The 5,220-nt window shown below is 66.7% G+C and carries 4 protein-coding genes and 1 pseudogene; 3 read left to right on the top strand and 2 right to left on the bottom strand.

Annotated elements, in window-relative coordinates; all coding sequences use genetic code 11:
- A partial coding sequence (gene mobF / locus G6018_RS09495) for a MobF family relaxase (RefSeq protein WP_182639476.1) occupies window positions 1-2,517 on the bottom strand: 2,517 nt, incomplete at its 3' end.
- Between the two features lie 307 nt (window positions 2,518-2,824).
- Between mobF and G6018_RS09490 the strand changes: the two genes are divergently transcribed.
- The 3 genes from G6018_RS09490 (at window position 2,825) to G6018_RS09480 (ending at window position 4,726) form a co-directional block, all read left to right on the top strand.
- Window positions 2,825-3,121: a hypothetical protein gene (locus G6018_RS09490; protein ID WP_182639475.1), complete on the top strand. Its 297-nt coding sequence runs from the start codon at window positions 2,825-2,827 to the stop codon at window positions 3,119-3,121.
- A 22-nt stretch (window positions 3,122-3,143) separates the two neighbouring features.
- On the top strand, window positions 3,144-3,692 hold the full coding sequence (locus tag G6018_RS09485) for a hypothetical protein (protein WP_244213206.1): 549 nt from the start codon (window positions 3,144-3,146) through the stop codon (window positions 3,690-3,692).
- Window positions 3,693-4,171: 479 nt separating this feature from the next.
- A complete protein-coding gene (locus G6018_RS09480) occupies window positions 4,172-4,726 on the top strand; it encodes a hypothetical protein (protein WP_182639474.1) in 555 nt (184 codons plus the stop codon).
- 213 nt (window positions 4,727-4,939) lie between these two features.
- Here G6018_RS09480 and G6018_RS09475 read toward each other — a convergent pair.
- Window positions 4,940-5,220 (bottom strand): annotated as a pseudogene (locus G6018_RS09475) (hypothetical protein); the annotation flags it as partial.

Genomic DNA, 5,220 nt, shown 5'->3' with positions numbered 1-5,220 from the left:
GTTCTTGCGGGCGATGACGGTGTCCCCGACACCGACGGTGTCACCGCGGGACACAACTCTGGTGTGGGTGTCATCGACAATTCCGTCGGCGATCCTTTGTGCCCTGATGACTTCGTTGAGGGTGTCGACGTCTTCGTTTCGGGAGGCGATGATCAGTGAGCTGCGCCCGGCCTCCAGGTCGGAAAGATAGGCCTGAACGGCATCGGTGAGCATGGACTCGCGATGCCCACCGGTGACCCATCCGCGATCGGCGTACTGATCGAGTGCGGCGGTGTCTCCGAGCCGCAGTCCCAGGGTTGCTTCGGCTTGTTCGGTGTCTGCGCCCATGCGCATCACCTGTTCCAGTTCGACCGTGCCTGGTGTGCGGGTGATGTCGGCGAACAGGCCACCTGAGGTCACTGCGGATAGCTGGTAGGGGTCGCCGATCAGGCGCACAACGGCCCCGGATTCTTGGGCGATCTCGGTCAGCGCGGCGAGGTTCTCGGTGCTGGCCATTCCGGCTTCATCGACCAGGAGCATGTCGCCAGGGGAGATCTCAATCGGCAGGGCCGACAGGGTCTTACCCGGTGCGTTCGGGTTGAGTCCGCGCCAGGTGAAGGTCAACAGGTCGATGGTGTGTGCCGGGGCGTTAATGTCCTCGGACAGCACGCTCGCTGCTGCCGCAGACGGGGCCAGGCCGATGACAATTCGGCCCGTGGACTGCCAGGTCTTGGCGACGACCTTCATCGACGCGGTCTTGCCGGTTCCGGCCGGACCGACCCCTGCCGCGACCAGGGTTCCCACCCCCACCAAGTGCTTGGCCAGGGCCTGCTGGCCGGGGTTGAGAGACCACCCTTCGGTCTTCTCGTGGGCGGCCAGTACGTCGTCCACTGCGGCCTCGGTGGCAATGACAGCGACCGGGGTTCGGGCCGCTTCCAGCACCGCAGTTTCGGCGTTCAGAACAGCGGCGGTGGTGTACTTCTCAGAGTTGGCGTGCCGGTCGATTCCCCTCCCGCGTGCGGTCATCAGAGCAGAGGGAAGAAGCATCGGCTCGGGGGGAGTCAGCGGCACGATGAGGGTGTTCATGGCGTGGCTCATCACGGCCTGGTGTGCCGCTTCTAGTTCGGTATCGGAGGCGAAGCGGTAGCCCTTGAGTGCGGTTGAGATCGCAGTGTCCAGGTGCGAGGCACGGAAGTGAGCACGTGCATCGGTAACCCTGGCGATGGCGAGCTCGGCGACCGTCTCGGTGTGCTGCTCCGCATCGAATGCCTCGCGTCTGGCCTCGGTGTCAGTGGCGGTGGAAGCGGCCGCAATCTGCTCTACGACCTCGGCTCCAACACGGTCGACGGCCGCCTGCTTCCATGCTGCGCGGTGCTCATCTAGCGACTGCGCGGGCTTCTTTGCATCGCGGGTGTCAAGGATGGCTTTCTGCCACAGGGCGTAGCTTGCCCGCTGCGCGGGTTGCCGGCCATTCTTCTCCACGTACTCGGTCACCAACTGCTCATAGACCGGGCGTGCCAGGGTGCGCCGGGAGGAAAACATCTCGATCAGACGGCGGTCGATTCCGGCGATCTCCCAGATCGGAGCCTTGCCCGGCTGAGGATGATGGGCGGTGAACTCCACGCCCATCCGGCGGGTCATTTTGTCGTGCAGGATCGCGTCATACCGGGCGGATATGGCTTGGTGCATCTGGAAGACCGCACGTCCATCCAGTGACAGCCAGCGCCCGTCCGGGCCTTGCACTTTGTTGGCCAGAAGCACGTGCGAGTGCAGGTCCGGGTCGCCCCCGCGGGTATCGAAGTGAGTGAACTCAGAGCCGACAATCCCGCGGGTTTTGACCTGCTCGATTCCCTGCTTGCCGACCCGTGTGTAGATCGCATTGTCTTCGGCCCACGCCAGTGCCTCGGTGACGGATTCGTGGTGCAACGCGGCGATCTTGGACGACGTCTGCTCGTCTGCCAGTGCCCACAGAACGCTGACACTTTTCACCGGGGAGAACGTGAAGTCGAACCCCGCGATCGCTTGCTTGACCTGGTCACGCTCTCGGTTGACCCAGGCGATGACGTCCTTGCCGGAGGCGTGGTCGTAGCCGAACTTCTCGGTATAGAACGGCCGGCCTATCTGCTCGGCGAGCTCGCTTCGCTCGGCTGTGGTCGGGCGGCGATTCTCGGTCTTAAGGAAGTCCCGCTCGGCCGCGGCGATTGCGTCCAGGACATCGACGCCGCCGGTATAGAGGGGGAAGGATCGGCCGAGTTTGCAATCCTTCAATGCGGTCCCGGCGAGCATCTTGGCGTCGGTGTCCGGGTGCAACCCCTCGCCATACAGGGCAGCCATCTGGGCTTCGGTGACCACCGCCCCGGCGGTGGCTGACTTCGAGTCCAGACCGTCTAGACCTGAGCCGATCCACCGACCGGGCGGGGTGCCCTTGGCGGCGTAGTAGTCCGACAGGCTTTGCCCTTGCGGGTCGGCGTCGTGGGTGGCCACCGAGCGCAGCAGGTACTGGTATCCAGTGCCCGCGTGTACGGCTCGGAGGGTCATCACGACCACCAGCGTATGCGGCACCAATGGGCGCGTCTACGCGTCGCAGCACGCGGGCCTGCGACCAGGAACTTCCCGTCGCTCACTAGAAGTGCATACTGTGTATGGCTGTTTGAGCGAGCAGGAGCGAGGGTTGGTCTTGGGCACTGGTGACGTCTCAGGCAGGGCCTGTGCGGCCAACACGGTGGCCGGATGGGGAAGTGGTTGGTGCTCGCGGGTGTCGTAGGCGTGCTTTAGGGTTTGGGCTATGGCTGCTACGAAGACTGATTCGCGTTCACAGACCGCGCGGGCTCGCGCCCGCCAAGCCATGGCTGACGAGCTCGAGCGGGCGCGCAAGCGCGAATCCAAGCTCGTGGCGGTGTTCTCCGCGATCGACGCCCGCGCCGACGCCGAGGCCGCCCTGGGGGAGTCACTGATCGAGCTCAAGGACCTTGGGGTCGCCCAGGCGGATTTAGCCGAGATGACCGGCCTGTCCGCCCGCGAGGTCGGCGCGGCAATCCGCGCCGCGAAGGACCGCACCGCCACCGGGGACTCCACGCCGGAGACCACTGACGAGCAGGCGTCGGACACGACCTCGGACCACAACGGTGCCGAGTCCCACTGACCCGCGCACCAGTCCCGCAGACGTGGACATTCCTCTGCCGGGCCTGGAATTGGTCGCGCCACCTCCCGCCCCGGCTGGCGCGGCGCGGCGGTCGCGTCCCTATAGCGCGACCCTGCCGCCCACTCAGGCGGCGATCGACGCGTTCTGGTCCCGTGTGATCAAGGCACCTGCCGACGGATGCTGGATTTGGACCGGTGCCATCTCCGCCGGTGACGGATACGGACGCATCACCTGGCGTCGTTATGCAACGAGCCGTACAGAGTCAGCGCACCGGTTTGCGCTGCTGATTTCGGGCGAGCTCACCGGCGGCGGTGTGGGGGAGCACCGCTGCAACGAACCACTGTGTGTCCGCGTCGATCAGGGGCATCTCATCGCCTCCACTCAAGCGGCGAACCTGCTCTACGCCGTCGCGTGCGGGCGCACCGGAGTCATTCGAACCCTGGCGCATCGTCAAGACCGCCACGCTCGGTCACTGGCCGTGCGTGAGGCCGTTGCCGGCGGGTGGAACGCAGCCGCCTATGCCCGCGCCTGCGGCAACGCCGCGCCCCTCGACACGCCACCACTGTTTTGAACGAACACGTAGGCTCACAACCAACACAAGGCCCCGCTCGAGCGGGGCCTCGACTCATTTCGGGGTGTGCGGATGTGTCAGCGGGCCGCGCCGATACGGCGTTGGCGCCGGGGCGCCCGGCCGTGCAGGAGGGCCCATCGCAGGTGGCGTGGAATCTATGACGGCCGGTGCCAGCCGTGAACGGTAGCGATCGTCATGACGGGGCCGGGGAACGGTCGGTGCCCGGCAAGCCCGACCACGAAGTCTCAGCGCCGCAACAGGTGACGCCTCATGCCCCGATTCTGCGCCCGCCGGCGGGCAGACCACTCGTGCAGGGGCGGCGGAAGATCACCATGTATCCCCTCGGCCACAGTCTCCCGGGCCCTCTCGGGCCGGTGGGGATTCTTACGAGCAGCATCGGGCCACAGGCCCGATGCCCGGTGCCAGGGCGCTTTAGAATGAGACCAAGCGCCCCCGCTTTCGGCCAGGAGCCTGACACCGTGACTGAATTGGATTCCGAGTTCGTCGACCTCATCAACACCATCGGTCCGCGCCGCGCGCAGGCACTCGCAGTCGCGGCCTTTGAGGTCGCCGAGCAGATCCGCGCCGACGCCGATCTGCTCGGCACCGCAGCGGTGACGGGCGACCAGCTACAGATCCTTGACGCGCTACCGCCGTGCACCTTCACTCAGAGCCGCCTCTGGCGCTACCAACTCGCCGAGTGCGCCACCCGGCTCGCTAACGACGCCAGGCAGTGGGGCGCGCCCGTGCCCCGCTGCACTGGTGAGGAGATGGTGCTGCACCTGATCCTGAGACGAGCCGCAGTCACCGACACCGGACTGTCAGCCGATCAGGCCATGGCCTGGCCCGCCGAGACCGACAACCCCGACACCTGGGGCGACCTGGCGAGCGACCTGTTCCAAGACGACGACGTCCTGGCGCTCTACGATTTGCCCGCTGAGACCATCACCAGATGGGTCGGCGGAGTCAACCTGGAACCGGCCCAGTGGTTCACCGAGTTCACCACCCCCTACCCCCTGCCCGAACGAACCTGACCAGAGGCAACGACCGGCGCACGACTGTCAGGTGAGTCGTCTGACGCACCACTGCGATGAGTGTTTCTGCCCGACCCGGCCGCACCCTTACCCCAGCAGGGCTGAACGCGGCGCCGCCCCGCGGCTGCGCCATCCGCGGGGCGGCCTCTGAACAGTCAGGGGAGTGCGACTATTGGCGTGCTCAGCGCCACGCCACGTGTTGATCGGCTGCGCTCACGAGGCGTCCGTCGCCGCCGAGTCGCCCCTGCCCTCACGCAGTGCATCGAGGACCTCACGCAGAGTGTCTGAGGCGGCCTCGGCGCGAACCCGCGCCCGATCCGCCTCCACTGCCGCGGTGCGGGCGTCGCGGACCTCCCGGCGGGCAGCCTCGAGCTCACCTCGCACCTGCTCCAGCTCGCCGCGCAGCCCCTCCACCTCGCCGGTCGCACGATCTCGAGCGGCAACCGCATCATCCTTCTCCAAGGTGGCCTTCTCGGCCGCGGTGAGGGCGTCAG

Source organism: Dietzia sp. DQ11-44 (assembly GCF_014145205.1).
Lineage (GTDB): Bacteria > Actinomycetota > Actinomycetes > Mycobacteriales > Mycobacteriaceae > Dietzia > Dietzia natronolimnaea.
Note: the sequence above shows the minus strand (reverse complement) of the source record. Positions and strands in the feature narration are given on the sequence as shown.